The organism is Pseudarthrobacter sp. NIBRBAC000502772 (genome assembly GCF_006517235.1).
GTDB lineage: Bacteria > Actinomycetota > Actinomycetes > Actinomycetales > Micrococcaceae > Arthrobacter.
In genome coordinates this window covers 2,418,041-2,439,455 of the sequence record NZ_CP041188.1, presented here as the reverse complement: position 1 = coordinate 2,439,455, position 21,415 = coordinate 2,418,041, and the positions used below count along the sequence as shown (strand labels likewise).

11 protein-coding genes and 2 pseudogenes are annotated in these 21,415 nt (G+C 62.4%); 6 read left to right on the top strand and 7 right to left on the bottom strand.

Annotated elements, in window-relative coordinates:
- Positions 1-34: 34 nt before the first annotated feature.
- Positions 35-2,311, bottom strand: a complete 2,277-nt coding sequence (locus NIBR502772_RS11235; protein WP_141140233.1) for a molybdopterin-dependent oxidoreductase — start codon at positions 2,309-2,311, stop codon at positions 35-37.
- Positions 2,308-4,014, bottom strand: coding sequence for an FAD-dependent oxidoreductase (locus NIBR502772_RS11230; RefSeq protein ID WP_141140232.1), 1,707 nt, complete (start codon positions 4,012-4,014; stop codon positions 2,308-2,310). The genes NIBR502772_RS11235 and NIBR502772_RS11230 overlap by 4 nt, the downstream gene beginning before the upstream one ends.
- A gap of 251 nt (positions 4,015-4,265) precedes the next feature.
- Here NIBR502772_RS11230 and NIBR502772_RS11225 point away from each other — a divergent pair, with 251 nt between their 5' ends.
- On the top strand, positions 4,266-5,132 hold the full coding sequence (locus NIBR502772_RS11225) for a PaaX family transcriptional regulator C-terminal domain-containing protein (RefSeq protein WP_141140231.1): 867 nt from the start codon (positions 4,266-4,268) through the stop codon (positions 5,130-5,132).
- An 81-nt stretch (positions 5,133-5,213) separates the two neighbouring features.
- On the opposite strand, the gene NIBR502772_RS11220 is transcribed toward NIBR502772_RS11225, so the two are convergent.
- Positions 5,214-6,911, bottom strand: a complete 1,698-nt coding sequence (locus NIBR502772_RS11220; protein ID WP_210412277.1) for an AMP-binding protein — start codon at positions 6,909-6,911, stop codon at positions 5,214-5,216.
- A 227-nt stretch (positions 6,912-7,138) separates the two neighbouring features.
- Here NIBR502772_RS11220 and NIBR502772_RS11215 point away from each other — a divergent pair, with 227 nt between their 5' ends.
- Both NIBR502772_RS11215 and NIBR502772_RS11210 read left to right on the top strand, forming a co-directional pair.
- Positions 7,139-7,876: a PaaI family thioesterase gene (locus NIBR502772_RS11215; RefSeq protein ID WP_141140230.1), complete on the top strand. Its 738-nt coding sequence runs from the start codon at positions 7,139-7,141 to the stop codon at positions 7,874-7,876.
- A gap of 70 nt (positions 7,877-7,946) precedes the next feature.
- Positions 7,947-8,831 carry an SDR family NAD(P)-dependent oxidoreductase gene (locus NIBR502772_RS11210; RefSeq protein WP_141140229.1) on the top strand — a complete coding sequence of 295 codons (885 nt, stop codon included), beginning with the start codon at positions 7,947-7,949 and terminating at the stop codon, positions 8,829-8,831.
- Positions 8,832-8,940: 109 nt separating this feature from the next.
- Here NIBR502772_RS11210 and NIBR502772_RS11205 read toward each other — a convergent pair whose 3' ends face one another.
- Positions 8,941-14,400, bottom strand: a complete 5,460-nt coding sequence (locus NIBR502772_RS11205; protein WP_168223520.1) for a carboxyl transferase domain-containing protein — start codon at positions 14,398-14,400, stop codon at positions 8,941-8,943.
- A gap of 306 nt (positions 14,401-14,706) precedes the next feature.
- Here NIBR502772_RS11205 and NIBR502772_RS11200 point away from each other — a divergent pair, with 306 nt between their 5' ends.
- Both NIBR502772_RS11200 and NIBR502772_RS11195 read left to right on the top strand, forming a co-directional pair.
- The gene (locus NIBR502772_RS11200) at positions 14,707-15,969 is read left to right on the top strand and encodes a beta-ketoacyl synthase (protein ID WP_168223519.1); all 1,263 of its coding nucleotides are present in this window, start codon (positions 14,707-14,709) and stop codon (positions 15,967-15,969) included.
- Between the two features lie 150 nt (positions 15,970-16,119).
- A pseudogene (locus tag NIBR502772_RS11195) lies at positions 16,120-17,082 on the top strand (IS481 family transposase); the annotation flags it as partial.
- A gap of 90 nt (positions 17,083-17,172) precedes the next feature.
- On the opposite strand, the gene NIBR502772_RS11190 reads toward NIBR502772_RS11195, so the two are convergent.
- Positions 17,173-18,039: a MaoC/PaaZ C-terminal domain-containing protein gene (locus NIBR502772_RS11190; RefSeq protein ID WP_141140226.1), complete on the bottom strand. Its 867-nt coding sequence runs from the start codon at positions 18,037-18,039 to the stop codon at positions 17,173-17,175.
- Between the two features lie 225 nt (positions 18,040-18,264).
- Here NIBR502772_RS11190 and NIBR502772_RS11185 point away from each other — a divergent pair, with 225 nt between their 5' ends.
- Positions 18,265-19,044, top strand: a complete 780-nt coding sequence (locus tag NIBR502772_RS11185) for an enoyl-CoA hydratase/isomerase family protein (protein ID WP_141140225.1) — start codon at positions 18,265-18,267, stop codon at positions 19,042-19,044.
- 403 nt (positions 19,045-19,447) lie between these two features.
- Here the strand turns inward: NIBR502772_RS11185 and NIBR502772_RS11180 are convergent, their stop codons facing one another.
- Together NIBR502772_RS11180 and NIBR502772_RS22765 are read right to left on the bottom strand one after the other, a co-directional pair.
- Positions 19,448-20,215 carry a S9 family peptidase gene (locus tag NIBR502772_RS11180; RefSeq protein WP_141140224.1) on the bottom strand — a complete coding sequence of 256 codons (768 nt, stop codon included), beginning with the start codon at positions 20,213-20,215 and terminating at the stop codon, positions 19,448-19,450.
- 191 nt (positions 20,216-20,406) lie between these two features.
- Positions 20,407-21,134, bottom strand: a pseudogene (locus NIBR502772_RS22765) (transposase); the annotation flags it as partial.
- Positions 21,135-21,415: the final 281 nt, after the last annotated feature.

Genomic DNA, 21,415 nt, shown 5'->3' with positions numbered 1-21,415 from the left:
GCTCCGAGCTGAGGCTCGAATGTGCTGGTCGTGGTCAGGGGGTCCTAATAAGTTGGGAGGCGGCAGCGACGCGTGCGGGGGGACATACTTCGATGGGGATTCCGCTGAGGATGGCGTTCCAGGAGGGAACATCCACATCCTGCTCGTTGGCCAGGATGTTGCTGTTGGTGCCGGGTCTGAGCTTTGCCGTTCGGAGCTCAACTCCGTCGGTCTGATGAAGCCATCCGTGCGGCAGGCTCACCACACCCTGAGCCATAGTGTCGGTCACTTCGACAAGTACTTCCACCTCGCCGCTCTCCGTCCGCACCTGCGTGGTGTCGCCGGTCTCCAGGCTCCGCTCCCGCGCGTCGGCCGGACTGATGCGCAGCGTCGATCTCGCACGCCCCGTCATCAGCGACGGCATATTGTGGATCCAGGAGTTGTTCGACCGCAAAGCACGCCGCCCGATCATCACCAGCCCGGATACGGGCCCGGCTTCGACTGCAGCACCGAGCCGTGCCACATCCCCGGTTATCAGGTCGGGGGCAATGTCAATCATCCCGTCGGGCGTCCGCAGCACTTCGGGAACCCGAGGCTCCAGCGCACCGAAGTCTATGCCGTGCGGAGCGGCTTCGACGGCGGCAAGCGTGAGCGCCCCCGGGCCCGCGCCGAACCCGTCGCCGTAAGGTCCCACACGCAGCAGGAAGTCAAGGATGCGCTCCGGACCCACTCTCGGCTCAAGCATGCCCATAATCTGCTCGATTGTGCGTCCGTGGATCGCGGACTTCTCGTCGCGTGCTTCCGAACGGATCATGGACGCAATAAGTTCGGTATCGACATCTTCGGTCCGGCTACGGCTGCCGTCGAAGACGCCGGCCAGCTGGCACATGATCTCCCACTCGTGCAACTGTCCAGGCGCGAGCGGAATCGCTGCCGGGCTGTAGTTTGCGAAGTTGCGCACCGACCACATCGTGAAGTGCGTATCGTAATGCGACCGTTGCAGCGGCGAGGGCGGCGGCAGGATGACGTGCGCGTGCCTGGTGCTGTTGTTGACATAGGGGTCGATGGCAATGAGCGCATCGAGCTGCGGCAAGGCCCGGTTCATACGCTCGGAGTTCGGGGTGGATACCACGGGGTTGCCGCTGATCAGCAGCAGCGCCCGGTAGCGTCCCGGTCCTGGCGTGTCGATTTCTTCGGCGAGACATGCGGTCGGAAATTCGCCGAAGAGCTCTGGCGCTCTACGGACCCGCGTATGGAATCGACCGATCCGCGCAGGCTTGCCGAATTGAGGGGCCCCTTTCGTATTTGCCATGCCTGAAGCCGGTTTCGGGAACATGGCCCCGCCTGGCCGGTCGAGGTTGCCGGTAAGGATGTTGATCACGTCGATCATCCATGATGCGATCGTCCCGAACCGGGTGGTGGAGGTGCCGATGCGGCCGTAGACACAGCTACTGGACGCGGCGGCGAACTCACGGGTAAGCGTACGGACCGTTTGGGCCGGGACGCCGGTGTAGGCTTCGATCTGCTCAGGGGAATAGGGCTGGACCAGGCTCTTGATTTTTTCGACACCGCGCACGTACTGTTCGATGCGCCCGATCCTTACCAGCGATTCGTCGAAGAGAACATATGCCATTGACATCAACAGTGCTGCATCGGAGCCCACCCTCGGGCTGATGTGTTGGGTGGCGAGTTCCGCCGTACGTGTCCGCACCGGATCGACTACGACCAGCTTGCCGCGATCCCGGAGCGCCTTGAGCCGGCGGGGCCACCCCGGAGCCGTTGCGAGGCTGCCATTGGATTCCATGGGGTTCGCGCCGAGCATGATCATGTAGTCTGTCCGGTCAATGTCCGGGACAGCGAGCGTGTACCGGTCACCAAACAGCAGCCCGTTAGAGAGGTCCTTCGGGCGCTGGTCGAGCGTTGACGCGCTGAAAAGGTTCGGTGAGCGAAGCGCCTTGACGATGGCGCGTGTATAGAGGAGCCCGGAGAGGTTGTGTCCAATGGGGTTGCCAAAGTAGACCGCTGTGGCTTCGGGTCCATCGGTTTCCAGGATTGGCTTCATGAGCTCGGCGCAGCGATCAAAGGCCTCCTCCCAGCTTGCCTCGTGGAATTCGCCGTCCGCTCCCTTGATGAGGGGGGCACGCAGCCAGTCAGGGTCCTCGTACATCTCACCCAGGGTGGCCCCCTTGGGGCACATGAACCCTCTGCTCATGACGTCGAGCTCGTCGCCCCGCGTACGAAGAACCCGATCACCCTTCATGGTGATCGCGAGCCCGCAGGTCGATTCGCAGATCGGGCACGTACGGATCACCGTACGCTCGGGCACGCTCATTGCAGGTCCTCCTGCACGGCTTCGACGGGCTCGGGTCCAAGTGCGATTGCAATCAGCGCGGCACGATCTACGACCTTGACGCGTGGCCTGTCCATGGCGCGCCCGCTAAGCAGCTCATACTCATCGATTCGCCGCCATCCGTCCCACCCGAACAATTCGGGTTGACGCCTTCGCAGAAGAGTCTCAATGTCGGCGAGGGTGCCTCGGGCCGGTGCCAGCGCGCCTGAGCGCTTATCTTCGAGCAGCGCCGTGACAGTCTCGCGCGAGCATTCCTTGTTTGTGCCGATGACACCCGAGGGTCCCCGCTTCATCCAGCCAGCAGTGTAAATTCCGGGGAATTGAGCGCCAGCGGAAGGATCGAGCACCCGGCCGTCCTGATTCGGGAACGTGCCCTTAGTTTCGTCGAATGGCAGGCCGGCCATGGGTATGCCGCGATAGCCCACCGAGCGCAAAATGAGGCCGGACTCGATCAGGCCGATTTCGCCCGTTGGCTCGACCCGGCTACGGCCGGCATCCTCCACCAGACGGTTTCGCATGATTTCGAGTCCTTCGACGCGGTCGGTTCCCAGAATGCGACTGGGCGACTCAAGAAAGCGGAAGGCGATGGTGCGTTTCGCTTCAGGCCATTCCCGCTCGGCGAAAGCCGTGAAGATACGGTGCTTGCTGAGCGCGGGCAGGGACGTTGCCAAGCTGGCCCGCTCGGCCGCTGTCAGCTCAAGGTCGCGGTGGTCCACGTGCACCCGAAGGCCATCCATGTACCCCAGTGCTTGCAGTTCCGGTGATGTACACGCCGCATGGATCGCACCGCGGCGGCCAAGAACGACGACCTCTTCGATATTGCTCTCGGTCAGTGCCTTGAGCGCGTGTGGAGCGATGTCTGAGCGGTGCAGGTGTTCGGCTGATGCCGTCAAGACCCGGGCGACGTCAAGAGCGACGTTGCCGTTGCCAACCACGACGGCGCGCCGGGCGCTCAGGTCGAACTCGTAGTGCGCGTAGTCCGGATGTCCGTTGTACCAGCCCACAAACTCCGTTGCGGCATGGCTGCCGGGCAGGTCTTCCCCCTCGATGCCAAGGGCGCGGGAGCTGGACGCGCCGACGGCATAAATGACGGCGTCATATCGTTCAGACAATTCCTCGGCTGAGATATGTTTGCCGATCTCGATGTTGAAGAAGTAGCGGATCCGTTTGTCCCTCGCGCGTTCAGCAAACGCGTCGGCCACGCCCTTCGTGCTCAGGTGGTCGGGCGCGACGCCGGCCCGGGCCAGGCCGCCGGGAGTGGGGAGCCTGTCATACACATCCACGCTCATGGACGCTCCCCCACGGTCGAGCAGTTCGATGGCCGCATAACTACCTGAGGGACCTGAACCGACCACCGCCACACGGACGGCCGAGTCAGCAGTGAGGACGGGCACGTCCAGAGTTCGTGGCGGCACCGTGCCGAGACTCGGCCACGACTCGAAGAACTCGGCATTGGAACGTGCGTAGTCGGCGAGTTTCGCAGGCAGCGCGTCGTCGGTGAAGATCGCACCAACAGGGCATTCAATGACGCACATCCCACAATCGATGCACGTTTTCGGGTCGATGTAGAGCATCTCGGTTGAGCCGGCGCGCATCTCGGCTGGTGTTGGATGGATGGCATCGACCGGGCAGACGACTGTGCAGGCCGTATCGTTGCAGCACGATTGAGTGATCACGTGAGTCATGGCAGCATCTGGCCGTTCTCGATGTCGCGGGAAAGACCAACTGTAAGGGTGGTGGGGAAGGCCGGAATCACTTTCACTCCTTCGTGACGGATCGGGCTGTCGAACCACGGCTCACAAGGAACGGGAACCAGCCACACTGTAAGATTGCCATAAAAATGACGATGCGCAAATAGTTTGTCAATTGTCGAGTTCCGCAAAGTGCCATGGGTTCCGCATAGTTGTGCATACACTGGGAGTAAATTTGGAGGATCATGTCGACACTAACCACCGCACCCACCGCCCCACTGAGCCTTCTGAGCGGCGTGCACGAGACGAGTGCCCGCGCAGCCCTGCTGGTTGCGCTCGGCGAATTTGTGTGGCCAACAGGCCGCCCGGTCTGGTCCTCGACCCTGGTCAGTTTCCTCGCCGATCTTGACTACGAGCCCAACGCTGCCCGCAAAGCGATCCAACGCACCGTTAAGTCGGGCCATGTGGAGCCGGTAAAGGTAGGCCGCCGGGCGCGTTTGGAGTTCACGCGGGCAGGCTTTCAAAGCATGGCAGCGGGTGCCGAACGCATCTATGGCTGGGAGTCGCGGGACATGACCTGGGACGGCCGCTGGCTCTCGCTGCTCGTTACCGTTCCCGAGTCAAAGCGGCAACTGCGGCACCATCTTCAGTCAGGGCTGATCTGGGCCGGACTCGGCTCGCCAGCCCCCGGCCATTGGCTCTCGCCCCACGTCGACCGCGCCGACGCCGTCGAACAAGTCATAGACCGTTTGGGCCTCGCGGGGCAGGCGCACTCTTTCATCGGCACCCACGGCTCCATTGGCGACGAGAATGACCTGGTGCGTGATGCGTGGAACCTGGACGCGTTGCGGGCGCAGTATGAGGCCTTCATAGAGCGTTTCGCGAAGATGAGCCCTCGTACGGACCGGGACTGCATGGTGGCCAGGGTAGAGCTGGTGCAGGCTTGGCGTCGCTTCCCGTATCTGGACCCCGATCTTCCCCGGCAGTTCCTGCCTAGGGACTGGCCCGGTTACACCGCCACCAAGGTTCTCCGCGAGCGGCGCAATGCGTGGGAAGTCCGGTCAAACCGGTACTGGAACCAACTCGAAAACGAAGGCGAGAACTCCGTCTGACACACGCTTGACGGCAAAATATGACGAAAGGCGGTGCGCCGGGTGAGTACGGCGCACCACCTGTCAAGCTGGGAGGCTCAGTCAGGCGTCGGCTGGCCCCAGTGCCGCAATCTGCGTGCGCAGCACGTATTTCTGCACCTTGCCGGATGGCGTCTTGGGCAGTTCTGTAACGAGTTCAAGCCGCTCTGGCCAGAACTGCTTGGTGAGGCCCGCGGACTGCAGGTGTTCCGACAGTTCCGCGAGTGTCAACTTCTCGCCGGGACTCGGGACAACAACTGCACAGCCGCGTTCCCCCATACGGTCATCGGGGTAGGCGACTACGGCGACTTCCTTGACCTTAGGGTGGGTTATCAGCGCGTGCTCGATCTCGACCACCGGGACATTTTGGCCGCCTCGGACGATAATGTCCTTGCTGCGCCCCGTCAGTCGGACCCCACCTTCCTTCGTACGTCGACCGAGATCTCCTGTGTCGAACCAGCCATCTGCGGTCTCGGCAGCCATCGTCGCCTCCGGCTGATTGTAATAGCCGAGGATGATGCTCGGCCCACGAACCTGAAGCCGCCCCTCTTCTCCGTCGGCCACCGGGGTCAGGTCGTCGTTTACGATCCGCAGATCCATGAAGCCGACCGGGGTTCCATCACTTGAGGCAAGGATGTCGATGGGCGTGCCGATCTGGTGGATCGTGCATACACCGACCTCGCTCATACCCCAGAGCGAGATCAATTCGACCCCGAGGAACTCCTGCATCAGGAGTGCCACGTGCGGCGGAATTGGTGCTCCTCCGCAAGCGAATGCCCTGAACTGTGCGAGCGGCCGAGGGGATGCCTGCTGGGCAGCGACCATGTCGAGCGCGAACGGCGTGGCCGCGATGGTCCACGTGATGCCCTCGCTGTCGATCATGTCGACGAGGGCGCGAGCGTCCCACTCGTCCTGGTAGACGATTTTCTGACCGAGGGACAGCGGCAGATAAGTGCCCCAGTAGAAACCGGTTAGATGTCCGACGGTCGAGGCGTTGAAGCTTACATCATCGCCGGTTAGCCGCAGCGCATCGGCGATGGGACGCCCGGCCGACCAAAGCGTGTTCTGCGAGTGGATGGCGGCCTTCGGGGTGCCCGTGGTGCCCGAGGTGAAGAGCAACAAGGCCGGGTCGTCCGGCTTCGGCGCCCGCTCCGAGAGCAGTTCGTCGAGGCCCGGTTCGAATTCCCAACGCGTCGAGACGAAGTGGTCGTCGAAGCTCGTGAACTCTGCGGCGTCGCCGTGAAGGATGACGACTTGCTCGAGGGTGTCGATCTGGGCTGAAAGGGAGCGTGCAAGCTCGACATAGGAGAACCCTTTGAACTGGGCCTGGACAATGTAGACCTTGCTCCTGGCGTGGCGCAGCATGAACGAGAGTTCGTGTTCCCTGTAAATGTGGGGAATTGGGTTTGGAACAGCGCCGATCCGCATCGCCGCGAGGGCGAGAGCCGGGAACTCCCAGGTGTTCGGCAGCTGAATTGACACAACATCGCCCTTGCCGACGCCGAGCGAGTTAAGGGCACCGGCGAACCGCTCGATGAGGGCATTTAGCTGGCCGTAGGTGACGGTTTGCGGAAGTGGGGACCCCTTGCGGTATGAGACGATCGCTGCCTTGTGAGGGTGGCGTTTCGCCGCTTCAAGGAAGTCATCCAGCGGTGCGCGGTCGCGCCAAAGGCCCTCTCGCTTGTACCTCGCAACAGTCTGGTCGGAGAGCTGCCGCATCCAGTCCTTTGCCGTTGCCGTTGCCAGTTTCACTTCGTTCATTGGATCCTCCCGGGGTAAGTCCTGAGCACTATCTTCATCGACGTGCATGCTCAAGTGTGAGTCTTCTTCGTCGCCTCCATCCCCGTGCCCAACCGCAAGCGGCACCGGGCTGAAGCATCAGGGAGTGACACACTGTTCATCGCACGCTAGCATCCACCAATTCATTTCTCAATAGATTTGTGATTCGCAATTTTTTTGGCTAATAATGTATAAGGCGGGATGTTCCTATGGCCGGGTACAACTATCCTCACCGGCCGGCGATCAAGAAGGCGGAAAGCATGTCCGAGAGCACTGAGCAGATAATCGACGAGCGCCGCTTGGCCACGGCCGGCCTCGGCGAAGCACTTCGACGCCTGAATCGGGCGAGCTGTGAGACCAAGGTGCCCGACGAGGTGCTAGATGAGGTTCGGGCAGCGGCCGAACAGCTCACTCTTCTGCTCGACACCAACGTTCGTGCGCGGAATGAAGTTGCCCTCGTCGACGACGTCGCTGCCAACGTGCGCTATTTCAGCCCGGTACGGGGACTAGGCAGTCCCGCCTCGCCACCTCTGGTGTTCACGACGCAGCCCGACGGCGGCGTGGTGGCCACGGGGTCGTTTGACGTTCGGTTCGAGGGGCCGCCAGCTCATGTCCACGGCGGAATAATTGCCCTGGTGTTCGACGAGGTGCTTGGCCAACCACCGATAGACGCAGATCGATGGGGCATGACCGCCAGCCTCTCCGTGAACTATCATCACCCATCGCCCCTCCACACGGAGTTACGCTTCGAAGCGAAGATCACCGAACAAGTGGGCCGCAAGACGATCGTCTCAGGATGGCTGACCACAGCCGAAGACCCGGAGACAGTCCTCGCCAGCGCCGAGGGTCTCTTCATCGCACCCCGCCAAGAACACTACGAAGCCCGTTTCGGTTCACTCGTGACAGAAAACGGGCAGGCAGCGTCGGTATGGCGGCTTATCAGCTAGCGCTGAGCCCGCTCCCACGGCGCAGTCACCGCCTGACCAGGCATCCTCAATCGAGACAGAAGGACGTCACATGAACACCCTCTCCTTGGAAAACCGGGCCGCGGTGGTCACTGGGTCTTCGCGCGGCCTCGGCCGAGCAATCGCCCGCGGCCTAGCCGAAGCCGGCGCTTCCGTTGTAATTAACGGCACCGACGCTGCGTCGACGCAGGCAACGGTGGACGTGATTCGGGAGCAAGGCGGTACTGCCGTCGCCTGCGTCGGCTCCATCGCCGACGCCAAGTTCTGTGAGGACTTGATCGCGCAGTGCGTGGAGTCGTTCGGGACCATCGATGTGCTCGTCAATAATGCAGGGGTCACCCGCGACCGTTCCCTGGTGAAGATGACGCCGGAGGAGTTCGACACAGTGACAAATATTCACCTGCGCGGCACATGGGCCTGTAGCGGAGCCGCTGCGAGGGCTATGCGGGAGACGGGCGGCAGCATTGTCAATGTGGCATCCGGCTCCGGACTTTTCGGCATGTTTGGTCAGTCCAACTACGCAGCCGCCAAGGCCGGAATCATCGGGCTCAGCCGGGTGATGACCATGGAACTTGCCCGTTTCGGCGTGCGAACGAACGTAATCGCGCCGGTCGCACGCACAGGAATGACGGATATCTTCTACAACGCCGCCGACGGTGCCGGCGAAGGCGGGGTCGGCCATGCGTCGCCTTTCCCACCCGCAGAGACCGTAGCGCCGATCGTGACCTTCCTTGCGGGGCCCGCGTCCGCGCATATCGGCGGGCAGATCCTTTCCTTCGACGGATCGACCCTCTCGGTGTGGAGCCACCCGGAGGCCACCTCGACGTGGGAACTCGATCGCGTCTGGGGCACCGAGGACTTCGCTGGGCTCCTGACCGACGAGGTGCTGCAGTACCCCCACCCCGACAAGTGGGGTAGCGGCGTTCAAGCCCCGTAGGACCACTTGACTCGCGCGTCGTGGCACCCTTCCTGTTCCGGGCCACGCTGAAAGGCCGGAATACCCGCGCTCCAAGCGGGGATTCCGGCCTTTTCTGTGACCCTGCTCGTCACCGACCGACGGCTGCCCCCACACTGCGGTCGGCATGAGTCGGATTTGCGGAGGGCTCAGCCGCCACCGGTCGCGTGCACAGAGCTTCGACGATTTCTTCGCGCAGCGAAGCGATGGACACGATCTTGTCAATCGATCCAACTGCAAGCGCCCGCTCTACTGTGTGGACGTCGTCGAACTCGCGTGCGAGGGTCCCGCGGACTGCGGATCGCACACCGTCCTCTATTGAGGCGAGCTGCTGCTCGCGCAGCGCACGTTCGCTGGGATCCCCCTCGTCGAGGCCGGCGCGAGCAGCGGTGATCCGAGGGTCTTTCTGCACGCCCCGTTCGACGTCGCGCGCAAACACCACTGCTGCCGCTGGCGCCCCACCTATGACCGATGCTTTGGCCCCCTCGAGCGCCAGCGACAGCATGCCGTCATTCAGTGCCTTTGAGAACACGACGAATGCGCCACCGTGATAGCGGGAAATCACTGTGAATACGATCGGCCCCGCAAAGTTCACAACCGCCCTGCCGATTTCAGCCCCGTACTCGAGTTGCAGCTGGCGCATTGACTCCGGAGATCCGTCGAAGCCTGACAGGTTTGCCAGGATCACCACCGGCCGAACACCGCTGGCGGCGTTCAGGGCCCGCGCTACCTTCTTCGAGGAGAGTGGGAACAACGTGCCCGCGCTCCAGCGTGCAGGGCCGTCAGATGACGGTCCCGTACGACGAACGAGGTCATGCGATTCGATGCCGATGATGCTGCTCGCGTGTCCGCCTACATGGGAGTCCCAGACAACGACGTTTTCGGCGTCGAGCATGTGTGCCCACCGTTCCATCGGTTCTTCGCCGGCATCGACGAGTGCACGCATGACCGAGCGGATATCGAAAGGCTTTTTACGGTCGGGATTGTGCCGTTCATCGAAGATGTCGCCGACGCGCGTGAACTCACTCCCGCCAGGCATCAGGTGCGCCGCGTCGGCCATCGACCTGGATCCGGAGTCTGAGCTTGGCTTACGCCGGGGTGTCGACTCATCGGGGGCGACATAGGCGACTTCGTAGTGCTTGAACAGGATCTGGCATGCCTCGGCTAGATCGCCGGCCCAGTACTGCCCTTGGCCATTGGAGCCCATGATGCGGTCATACCCGCCGATGCCGGCGTTCGATTCAGCCGAGACTGCGCCGGAGTAGTCGAGGGCCTGCTTGCCGGTGAGTACCATGGCGTTATCGCCGATGACCACAAGGATGCCGCGCGTGTGCATCAGCATGGTCGCTTCCGCGTTCCAGTAGGACTGCGCGCCGACATTTACGCCGGTGACGATCACGTTGATCTCGTGGCCGCGCTGCGTCATCTCTATGATGCTGCGCAAGACACGTGCAGTCCAATCGAGATTCTCCGTCCCGCTCTCCATTGCGACCCGGGCCCCGGAGGAGACGGCGTACCATTCGACTGGAAGCCCCAGCCGTTCGGCTAGCTCGAGGGCGGCGAGGATTCGGCTGCATTCAGTCTCTCCCAGTGATGCCATGCCCTTGCTAGGATCGTTCAGGATAACCACCCTGCGGAGCCCCTCAGGATGCTTCGCAGTGGGATTGCTGATCACGCCGAACACTACAGCGGCAGTATTCTCGCCGGCTTCCCGCTGAACGGGTTCCACCTTGCCGTCGAGGAGATCGTACTCAGTGAAAGCTGCATTGGACGCCCCGTCGATGCAGTACATCGGTGAAGTGAGCCTCGTAATGACATCCCAGGGGTGGATCAGTCCCCGGCGGCGCATTTCGACGCTCTGCCGGCGCAGTGCGCCCATTGTCGGCACCGGAACCTGGCCAGGCTCGGAGAACTCCACGTGCGTCTGACCGGACTGCGAGATGGCCAACTGGGCGATCAGCTGACCCGGTTGCCCTGGCAATGACACTTGCTTCAGGTGGATCAGCACTTCGTCGAAGGCGAGTCCTCGTGCCGCATAGGCTGCATGCTCGGCCACGACGCGAAGCACGTCGAGCTCCAGGACCCACTCGGCGTCGACGACGATACTCGCTCGATTCGCGCCGTACGGGCTTCGGCCGGGAACGCTCAGGTCGTGTTGGCGAACTGCGCTCAACGACTGCACGAGCGCCAGTTCAAGCGCCGGGACCGACGTCACGTTGCCGGCCTGATCGCGGACATTGGTCAGATCATGCACCTCAGCGAATGAGAACAGTCTTTGGTCACGGGAGTTCTCCCGCGAGACGCCTGAGAACAGCCAGGTACCGACCGGCGCTGCCTCGCGTGTCAGTGCGAACTCCGAGAGGCGCCAAAGTTCAAGGCGGTCCCGCGTGGCCTGGTGGAGGTCCTGCCACTGCGGCTGTTCGACCAAAAGGCCCTCGCACTGCTCGAAGCTCCGCGTCAGCACGCGCGTCTCCGCCACAGATCCGCGGACCGAATGAAGATTCACACGGTTCGCACAGCCGAAGTAAGCGAGTAACGCCCTGACCTTCTCCGGCCGCAGACCGTGGGAGGCGTCGGTCATAAAATATTCGACAGTGACCTCATGCGGAGACTGCAGGGCTGAGAAGTACGCGCCGGCCGCCCGCACACTATCGGGAACGTCGGATTCGTTGTCGTCGCCCACAGCGATGACCGTGCCCTGTGCGCCGGTCCGTGCGACCACGAATCCCTCGGCGATAGACTCACCGTCGATTACCGGCCGCTCGTCCCGGTACATGCTGCTCACGATAAGTGCAAGCACGGAATCCCAATGGGCAGGTTCCTCGGCTGTGGCCCACGCCGCAACCCAGTCCTCCCAAGGTACATGGGCCAGTTCAGCTTCGAGCGCCGATGCCGGCTCGGCGGTGGCTGTCTCGTCGGCCTGCCGGCGCAAGCCATCCACCACTCGAGCCAGACGCGCACGTTTGCCAGTCTCAAGCACATCCTGGAAGAAATACCGGAATCCAACCGAACGCAAGAGGCCGCTGAGCACCGCGGCGTGCCCGTCGGCGGCGGCAGCAAGCCTCCCAAGGACCTGCTCAAGCCGAGCTAGCTGCGACTTGTCGAACTGCACAAATTCGCGCAACCAGCCCAGGAGGACGCTTCCTACCGCGTCGGTAATGAGGGGCAGCCGGCCCAGCGAACGGTACATCAGAAGCAAGGCGCGGTTCTTCGCCGAACAATCAGCATCCGCCCCGTCAATGCCATAGTGGGCCAGCGCGGCACCCAGAGCTGCAAAGAACGACTCGCTCAGTGCCTGCTCGGCATACTCCCGCCGACGCAGGTAGCCCATAAGGTGCTCCTGCGTGCTTCGCCGAGAGATGTGCTTCGGGGCAAGTACATGCAGGTCCGCGAAGCAGCCCAGTAAGTCGAGTTGCTCGTCAATGGTGGCGCTTTCCACACCCTGCCCAAGGCTGATCGACAGGCCATGGAACTCGTCGGTGGTTCCGTCGAACCCGAGGACCAGGCCCATTGCCACATCGATCGCTGTTCGCTCGGGAGCATCGACGGACCACAGCGAGAAGTCAAGGGCAGCCCGCTTCGGGAGCCCGGCGTCGATTTCGGCGTCCACTGCTGAATCGACGCGGAGGAGTTCCTGGCCGAGTCCGATCTGTGAATCGCGGGAGACCATGACAGCTGTGACCACGCCGCTGCTGGGCGCGATCACCTGTGATTCCAGCTTCATGCTCTCTATCGTGAGCAGCACGTCTCCCTGCTGGACCAGCTGACCTTCCTCTGCCGAGAGCGCGACGACGATGCCCGGCAACGTCGCGCGGATAGCCCCGGTGTTGCCGGAACCTACCCGATGTGACACGCCTTCAACGTCCACCCAGTAACCGTCATCGTCCTGCGTGACAATGCTTCGGAAGTGCCGTCCGCCGTGCCTGAGCACCCACTCGCCCTCGCCGGCGGCCACTGCTTCGACTTCAATGCAGATCCCGGTGACGCGGAGGCGGTACCGTTCAAGGGCCAGTTGCTGGACCTCGACGCTGATGCGCTCACCGCGGTAGTCCAGCTCCACTAAGGAGAGCTGGGAGAAGTCAGCCTCCGGAGCCCCGCGCACGGCAGAACTGAGGAAGCTGTGGGCCAACCTTCCGGCCCGCTGCCGGTACTCCTCGATTGCCGATTGGAGGACCGCGAGTTGGCCGTTGCGGTGTGGCATCAGCGCACCGTCGGCGAGCCTCTCGTCGAGCCACCTGGTATGGACGGCCCCGCTGAGCACGTCCGGATGGGCGAGTACCTCCCTCAAAAAGGCCCGGTTGCTCGTACCTCCGCGCACGAGGATCTCTGTCTGGTCCATGGCACGTCGGAGCCGCTGGAGCGCCCGGGTGCGGTCAGGACCCCAGGCGATCACCTTGGCGATCATCGAGTCGAAACCGGGTGCGATCTCATCACCCTGCTCGACGCTTGTATCCGTGCGGACCCCTGCTCCCCTGGGCGCTCGGAAGCGCAGAACAGTTCCTGGCGCTGCCGCGAAGCCACGGTCAGGGTCTTCGGCGTTCAGTCTCACCTCGATGGCGTAGCCGTTGCGGACCGGTGGCGTTGCGGGCAGGGCATGGCCCAGGGCGATCATGATCTGTTCCCTCACCAGATCCAGACCGGTGGTCTCTTCTGTGACCGTGTGTTCGACCTGCAGCCGCGTGTTCACTTCCATGAACGATATGTCGCCGGTGGCGGGTTCGACCAAGAACTCGACCGTGCCGGCATTGACGTAGCCAGCCGCCTTGCAGATTGCGACTGCGTGGGCCTCAACGGCGCGCTGAAGCTCTGGTGCGGGCACGCTGAAGCCGGACTCCTCCACGACTTTTTGCCGTCGCCGTTGGATGCTGCACTCGCGTACACCAACCGGCCACACGGTCCCGTACCTATCGGCCAAAATCTGCACCTCGATGTGCCGGCCTGCATCGACGCGGCTCTCAAGAAAAACGCGATCGTCGCCAAACGCCCGCAGCGCCTCACGTCGGGCTTCGTCGAACGCAGCCTCGAGCGCTGACGCCTCGGCGACCTCGCGAATTCCCATTCCACCGCCTCCAGCGGCGCTCTTCACGAACAGCGGGAATCCAATTCGTTCTGCCTGTTCCGCGGCCGCCTCGTAACTCTGCACGGCGCCCCCGCTCCACGGGGCGACCGGAACACCGGCTTTCTCTGCCAACTGCTTGGCCTCGATTTTGTCGGACAGACGCGCCATGGAGGCAGAAGACGGCCCGATGTAGATGATCCCGCGGGCCTCACAGGCGGCGGCAAAGAGGGGATCTTCGGCGACGAATCCCCAGCCGACCCAGACCGCATCGGCACGGCAGGCTTCGAGGGCGGCGAGGAGCCTGTCATAGTCAAGATAGGCAGACTTCTTTGCGGCGACGGCGTCTGCCGGGGGGTAGGCATCAAGATCGACCCCTTCATCGGCGAGCCGCACAAACAGTGCGCCGCGGTCAGCGCGCGTGTACAAGGCGATTGCGTGCACATCAATATCGCCGTTCCCGCACAGCTCGGCTGCGGTTTGTAGAAAACGCACCGCAGGCTCCCCACGGTTCACGATCGCGACTCTCAACTGGTCAGCCATTTCGTCTCCCCTTCCGTGGTCAGCATTGACCACTTTTCTCAACATACTAACCAAAAATTTCGCTGTGCGCGATTTTCTTGTCCCCTGTCGATGAGGAGCATCTGCCGAGCGGCCACCGCATCCATAGGTGCCAAAACTTTTTGACATCTTCAGATTTTAGGCTATCTTTAGCACGAATAGGCGGTGCCTTCCTGTCTTCATCCAGCGGGATTGACTGGCAGGAAACCGACCGCGATGTTCACCAAAGGAGTGGGAGATATGGGACTTAACGTTGCAATTACAGGTATCGGAGTAGTTTCCGCCCTCGGGCATTCGCCCGCCGAACTGTACGACCGGCTCGCGCTGGACGAAGTCGCAATCCGCGAAGTGCCGTGGACAGTGGGCGACCCGGACCGAACGGAGTGGTGGGCCCCGGTCACGGACCTTGTACCACCGGAGTGGATGCAGGGCCGTAAACTTGAGGGCATCGACCCCTTCGCCCAAAACGCAGGAGCAGCGATTACCGACGCCCTGAAGAACTCTGGCATCGAAACCCTCGATCCGCTGCGGACGGCGATCGTGATCGGCACGTCGAAGAACGGCACCCAGAGCATGGAGCGAGCACAGTTCGACGTCGACCGCGGAGGCCGCGACTCTGCATCGGGAAAGTACCAGATTCGCGTCTGGCCCAACCTCGCGGCATCGCAGATTGCCATGAACTGGGGGCTGCACGGTCCGTGCCTCACCATCAGTACAGCCTGTGCATCGTCCCTCGATGCCATCGGCACCGGGGCGCGGCTGATCGCGTCAGGCCAGGTTGATGTGGCACTGGTCGGTGGAACCGAGGGCGGTCTCGGATGGCGCGTCTGGGAGGACGGCTTCGTACCGGCGAGTGCCTACTCACGCAGCAACTTCGGAATGGGGGCAAAGACCGATGACCCGCGCCGCGCCTGCATGCCCTTCGACGCTGACCGTGGCGGCATGGTGTTCGGCGAGGGCGCTGGGATGTTCGTTCTGGAGAGCGAAGAACACGCACGGGCCCGCGGAGCCGAGGCACACGCCTGGGTTCAGGGCTGGGGCACGCTGTCGGATGCCTACCACCCATCGACGCCAGACCCCTCCGGGCAGTGGGAGCGACTCGCAATGGAAGTTGCGCTGCGCGAGGCCGGTGCCGATGCCGACCAGATCGATGTCGTCGCAGCCCACGGCACCGGCACCGCGAAAGGTGATGTCGCCGAGATCCACGCCATCAACGACCTGTTCGGCGACCGCGCCGGCGAAGTGTCGGTCATGTCCGTCAAGGGAACCCTCGGTCACCCGACAGGGGCTGCCGGGGCGATAGCCCTCGCCACTGCGCTGGAAGGTCTGCGCCGCGGCGAAGTCATGCATACGGGCGGCACCACCGTTCCCGACCCGGCGATCAAGTTTGACCTTGTGCTCGACAAGCCGAAGGCCCGCGACATCGACTGGATCCAGGTGAACGCTTTCGGCTTTGGTGGCCAGAACGCCTCACTCGTAGTGAGCCGCGAATCGCAGAGCTGATCCCCACAAGAGACGGCCCCAAGGCGACCTCGTGTCGCCTAGGTGTATTGACCACGGACGTTAGGAACATGCGGCGTGGTTAGGTGACAAAAAGAAGACCTCCGAGTGGAGTGGGGCTTGTCTAGAGTCCAGTCCACAAGGAGGTCTTCAATGTCCCATGCTAATGCGGTCCTGACGCCGAAGGGCAGGCTCCGGCTGGCCCGGTGCATTGGTTGAGGACGAATGGCCGTTGCGCCGGGCGGCTGAGCGGTTCCAGGTCTCCGTGACGACCGCCGCACGGTGGGCTGGCCGTTACCGGGAGCTCGGTGAGCCCGGGATGGCTGATCGACCCAGCAGGCCGGTAAGCTCCCCGAAGCGGACGTCCCTGCGGCGGGAGCGGCGGATCATCGCGATCCGGGTCAACCGCCGGTGGGGACCGGCCCGGATCGGGTATCTGTTGGGTATCCACCCGTCCACTGTCCACCGGGTCCTCTCCAGGTACGGGCTGGCCAGGCTGTCCTGGTTGGACCGCGCCACGGGCAGGGTGATCCGCCGCTACGAGCACGACAGCCCCGGGGACCTGGTCCACGTCGACATTAAGAAACTCGGGCGCATCCCGGACGGCGGCGGTCACCGGAGCCTTGGCAGGGCGGCCGGAAACCGGAACAAGGCCGGCACCGCGCCGAACCGGCGGCCGGGCTACGCCTTCCTGCACAACGCCGTCGATGACCACTCCAGGCTCGCCTACACCGAGATCCTGACCGATGAGAAGAAGGAAACCGCAGCCGGCTTCTGGGAACGCGCCAACGCCTACTTCGAATCCTGCGGAGTCGTGGTCAAACGTGTGTTGACGGACAACGGGTCATGCTACCGCTCCTACGCTTTCAAAGACGCCCTGGGCCCGGACATCAAGCAAAGCGAACCCGCCCATACAGGCCCCAGACCAACGGCAAAGTCGAGCGCTACAACCGCACCATGCTCGATGAATGGGCCTACGCCATACCTTACGCATCAGAGAGCGAGCGTGTTGCCGCTTTCACCGACTGGCTCCATCACTACAATCATCACCGAAGCCACACCTCACTCAAAGGTCAGCCACCGGCCAGCCGCGTCACTAACCTCTCAGGTCAATACACCGGGGCCGTCTCTGTTCTGTCAGAGAGCAGACCGCCTAATTCTCCATCGGATTACGGCCAGCCCGGACGCAGGTCTGTCAACAGTGGGCTACGTGTCCGCCCGAGAGTCGCCAGTGCATCCGCGCAACGTGAAGACGCCACGGCCCAGCACCAGTCGCTCCCCTGCGTGCGCTTCAAAGACCGCACCATCCTCCGTCGCCCAGATCGAGAAACTAAGGGACTCCCCCGGCATGAGTACGGAGGCAAAGCGCGATTCGATCACGCCGAACCGGGCCGTATCACCCCGCACCACAGTAGCCAGCAGTGTGCGGGCGGCGAAACCGAAACTGCACAGGCCATGAACTATGGGCGAGGGGAATCCAGCGTCCCTCGCTGCTGCCGGGTCCGAGTGCAACGGATTCCGATCCCCGCTCAGTCGATAGATGAGTGCCTGATTCACTGCAATGGGAGCCACCACAACCCAATCAGCTGGCCGGTCAGGTGTACCGGCCGACGGGATACGTTGCCGGGGAACTCCTTGCCCGGCGGCACCCCGGATAAAAGCGGTGCCGGTGATTGTGCTAATCAGGCGTTTATCGGGCTCATGCGTCAGTTTCGTCTCGACCGTCACAAACGCGTCGTCACCAGCGTCCTCAATCATCCGGACGACGTGCGTGATACGGGCCCGCCCGACGGTCGGCATTACCGAATGCATCTCCATCCGCTGTGAGGCATGAAGTACGCGGTTGAGCGGCACCAGGGGGAGAACATGCAGGGGAAATCCGCCTGCTGCTACGAGCGCGAAGCCGGGCACGACCTCCTGCCCAACCCCCGCACTGTTCTCAGTCACGAAGCGGAGCTCATCGATGGAAGACAGTCCGGCGCCGATGCCGAGGGCATACAGTATGGCATCGTCCGCACTCCACGCCGCCGTTCCACCGTCGATCTCGACACCAATGCCTACTTCGTCAAGCATCTGAGCACCTCAACTTCCTAGACTAATCCGAATTCGCATCATGCCAGCAGAGCGCAACACTCGATCAAAGGAACCATCTGGGCGAGTCCCTCCTTCATCAATGTTTTAGAGGGTAAGATTACGACAGACCTAACCCGTTCAGCGTACTCGCTAACCAGAACCATGCCCACCTGAAAACCTAATAGAGATTTACAAAAGTGAGCTAACCTTTCGAAGGAGTTCGAGATGATTCTCAATAAAGACATAGATCCCGTGCACTTGGACGTAGCTGACGGCGTAGGCCACATCCGGCTGAACCGTCCACAGAGTGGCAATGCGCTGAATTTGGACGCGGCGCGACTCCTTGCCGAGGTAGCCGAGCACATCGCTGGGCGGGACGACATCCGATCTGTCCTGATCACCGGCACGGGTTCGGCCTTTTGCGTCGGCGGCGACGTTGCTGCGATGGCCAACGCCACGGACCGCGGCGAATTCCTTGCCGAGCTCGCCGGTGCAGCCCATCGCGCAATCCGGGTGTTCGCGGCGCTACAGCTACCGATCGTCAGCGCCGTCAGCGGCGCCGCCGCAGGAGCCGGCCTCGCACTCACGCTCGTCTCCGACCTGGTCATAGCAGGCAGATCAGCCAAATTCCTGGTCGCATACTCGGGCGTCGGATTGACACCCGACTGCGGCACCTCCTGGCTGCTGCCTCAAGTCATCGGCCTCCGCCGCGCCCAACAGCTCGCGCTTACCAACCAGGCACTCGATGCCACGGAGGCCCTGAACTGGGGACTGATCAGTTCGGTGGTGGACGACGACCAGGTCGAGACGGCAGGCAGCGCACTCGCTACAAGACTCGCCACCAAGGCGCCGACGGCTCTTGGCCAGACCCGCGGGCTCCTGCGAGCGAGCGTGAGCAACACTCTCATCGAGCACTTGGATCTTGAGGCTGCAACCATCGCAACCGCGGCCGCCTCCAACGAGGCCGGAGCGTTGATCGATTCATTTCTCAATCGCAGGACATAGCGCGAAACCCGCATGCAAAAGCGCTCGCGACTGAGATTACCGGGGCGAACCATTGAAGCGTGCGAGACAGATCCCGGAGCTAAGCCAGATCATGATTCTGAACCGGTGCAATAAGCGCCTTCCAGTCCTTCGAGTGCCCCACCAACGTCAGCCAACAGCCCAACCTCGCCCCAAGATCCACTCCGTGACCGCGTCTTCCCACGCCTCGACATCGACATTCCATTCCTGCGAATGTCCCTGGACGTGGAAAGGGACGAGTTGAATCAAGTCCGGGCGGTGGTTGGCTGGGAGCTGAGAGACCTTGAACGGCGTTGAGCGGTCCTCCTTTCCGTGCAACAGGAGTATCGGCTTCCTGAGCTCAGAAGCCCGCCCCACCCAATCCAACGACCGAAAATCCAGCGGTTCAGCAAGACCTGTCACCCACCGGAATCCCTCGGCCTGCATGATGCGCAAACCCAAACGACGCGATCGGGCCTGGAAGTCCGCTTGCGCAGGCGTTTGACCTCAACGTCTTCGTCCAGTCAAGGACTGGAGCAGCGAGAACAAGCCCCGAAATATTGCCACCGAAGTCCGATAGGTCGGCCAGTCGGAGAGCAATGGATCCACCCAGTGACCAGCCGAACAACACAATGCGCTGGGCGCCTTCGGCGATGGCGAACTTTAACGCGGCCTCGACATCGAGCCATTCGGATTGTCCCAGCATGTGCCGGTCGTCAGCTGAGGCAGTCGCCTCGCCGTCATTCCGAAACGTGACAACTAAAGGTGTGAAACTCAGACGAGTGGCAACTGGGACACCACGAAGAGCTCCGGCTCTTGTTCCTCCCATGCCGTGGACATGTATTGCCCAGGCACCAAAAGCAGTCGAGTTGTTGGCGGGTTCAAACCTCCATGCCGGAGCGACGCCGTTCTCCACAGGAATTTGAACGTCGGTATATGGAAGTCCAAGCTGGTCAGGGCTGGAGAATACGTACCCACTCCAGATTCCAGACCTTGCCGCCGTCAGATAACCGGCGTCGACTCGTTCGACTACCCGCGTAACTGTGCCCGCGGTGCCATTCGTTCCTGTCACCGGACCAATGCAGGCATGGCCGGAGCCATTGGCAAACCATAGGCTGTAGCGGCCTGGTGCCGTTGTCTGCCGTGTCGCGGGCAGTTCGATCAACAGCGACATATCAGCGCCTCTAAAGACCCTCCGGATAGGAAGATCCTCTCTTCAAGTACTCTTGGGCACGACCACCTGCCGCGCAAAGTATGCGGCACCCAGTGATGCTGCTACTCCCCCGGTAACAGCCGCCGATGCCGGACCAAGAACGACTCTACGTAGCGCCGTCGTTGTCACCACCTCCCAGCCGTTCGTCGATTATCGATGCGGTCGCTGAGGCTGATGATCCGCTGGTTGAGCGAATCGATATGGTCCAGGTGTATCTATGCTGCGTAGGCGTGGCGGTCGTTGAACCGGCCATCGAGGGCTTCAGCGAGCTGTGGGCTGTTCTATTTTTGAGCCGTCCACGGGCAAGATCTGCCAATAGCAGTGGGTCACGTGCGCCGGCGATGAGGGCTTCAAGCATGGCCCGGCCGGAAACGCCGAGTGTGCGTGTCGCGACGGATGAGATTTTGATGTTGGCGTCTTCGAGCAGTTTCTCGACGCGTTGAATCTCTCGGCTTGTCTCGGCGACGAAGATGGTTCGGGACCTGGTGAGGTCACGTAGCTGACGGATATGTTCCCGCACGAAGGAGGCCCTGACGAGACCGTGGGCGCCGAGTTCGGCAAGCCACTGGGCGTCAGAAACATCCGTTTTGCGACCGGGGAGATTTCTCGCGTGCCGGGCGTTGACCAGGATCACGTTCAGCACCGGATCGAGTAGGTAGTAGAAGGGTTTCCAGTAGTCGCTGGTCGCCTCCATCACCACCAAGGTGACCTCTTCGGCAACCAGGTCGTCTCGCAGTTCAAGGATGTCGTGGGTCGTGGCACCGGTGACGGTGATGACCTTTGTAAACGTGTTTTGTCTGGCGCCCGGGACGCGCACACAGACTTTCGCGTCCCGTTTGCTGATGTCCATCCCCGAGCACCGATAGTGCAGCACTTCCATGTCCTTCTCCTTTGCGAGCAGCGACGGCTGCAGCGACCCACGCCGCCGAAGCCCTTGGTGCTGTTCTGGGGAAGACAGGGCAAATTTGGAGTCTGACGCTCGTGCTCGAAGCAACAATCCACGAAACCCGTGGAAGTCTTCCAACACCAGGCTCATCTGCGGGCTCGAAGGCACCAAGGAAACACCGGCGTAGACCGGAACAGACTGTTCCATCGTCGGTCCGTGCAGGCAAGATGGAATGGTGACCGGCGAACTTTTCCGAATGTACGAAGCGCCCGAAC